Raw genomic sequence first — 1,368 nt, forward strand, 5'->3', positions numbered from 1 at the left:
TGGCACCGCGAGGGTCTGGGACGTGATGACCGGCGAGGTCCTGAACACGTTCACCGGACACACCGGTTCGGTACGGGGTGTCGCGTTCAGTCCGGACGGGGCTCGACTGGCCACTGCCGGCGACGGTGGCACCGCGCGGGTCTGGGACGTGATGACCGGCGAGGTCCTGAACACGTTCACCGGACACACCGGTTCGGTCTTGGGTGTCGTGTTCAGTCCGGACGGGGCTCGACTCGCCACCGTCTGCGATGGCGACGGCGACGGCGATGGCGACGCGCGGATCTGGGAGATGACGACCGGCGAGACCCTGCACACCCTCGCCGGACACACCGGTTCGGTACGGGGTGTCGCGTTCAGTCCGGATGGGACCCGACTGGCCACTGCCGGCGACGGTGGCACCGCGCGGGTCTGGGACGTGATGACCGGCGAGGTCCTGAACACGTTCACCGCACCCACCGATTCGGTCTTGGGTGTCGCGTTCAGTCCGGACGGGACCCGACTCGCCACCGTCGGCGACGGTGGTGGCACCGTGCGGATCTTGGACGCGACGACCGGTGAGACCCTGAACACGTTCACCGCACCCACCGGTTCGGCCTTGGGTGTCGCGTTCAGTCCGGACGGGACTCGACTCGCCACCGCCGACGACGATGGTGGTGGCGGCGGCGTGCGGGTCTGGGACGTGATGACCGGCGAGGTCCTGAACACGTTCACCGCACACACCGACTGGTTGCGGGATGTCGTGTTCAGTCCGGACGGGACCCGACTCGCCACCGTCGGCGACGGTGGCGGCGGCGGTGGTGGTGGCGGCGGCGTGCGGATCTGGGAGATGACGACCGGCGAGGTCCTGAACACGTTCACCGCACACACCGACTGGGTACGGGGTATCGCGTTCAGTCCGGACGGGACCCGACTGGCCACTGCCGACAGCGATGGCGCCGCGCGGGTCTGGGAGATGATGACCGGCGAGGTCCTGAACACGTTCACCGGACACACCGGTTCGGTCTGGGGTGTCGTGTTCAGTCCAGACGGGACCCGACTGGCCACTGCCGACAGCGATGGCACCGCGCGGATCTGGGACGTGATGACCGGCGAGGTCATGCACATCCTCGCCGGTCACACCGACTGGGTACGGGCTGTCGCGTTTAGCCCGGACGGGAGCCGCATCGCCATCGCCGGCGCTGGCGACGACAACGGCGACGGCGACGGCGGCGACGACAACGGCGACGGCGACGGCGACGACAACGACAACGACAACGACGACAACGACGACAGCGACAACGGCGACGGCGGCGACGACGACGGCGTGCGGGTCTGGGACGTGATGACCGGCGAGGTCCTGAACACGTTCACCGGACACACCGGTTCGGT

Annotated in this window: 1 protein-coding gene; it reads left to right on the plus strand. The window is 68.7% G+C overall.

Annotated features, from left to right (window positions below; genetic code table 11):
- Positions 1-25: 25 nt before the first annotated feature.
- Positions 26-1,368 (plus strand): WD40 repeat domain-containing protein (locus C2L59_RS19985; RefSeq protein ID WP_233223601.1); only part of this gene is annotated, 1,343 nt, incomplete at its 3' end.

Source organism: Amycolatopsis sp. CA-128772 (genome assembly GCF_002904295.1).
Classification (GTDB): Bacteria; Actinomycetota; Actinomycetes; order Mycobacteriales; family Pseudonocardiaceae; genus Amycolatopsis.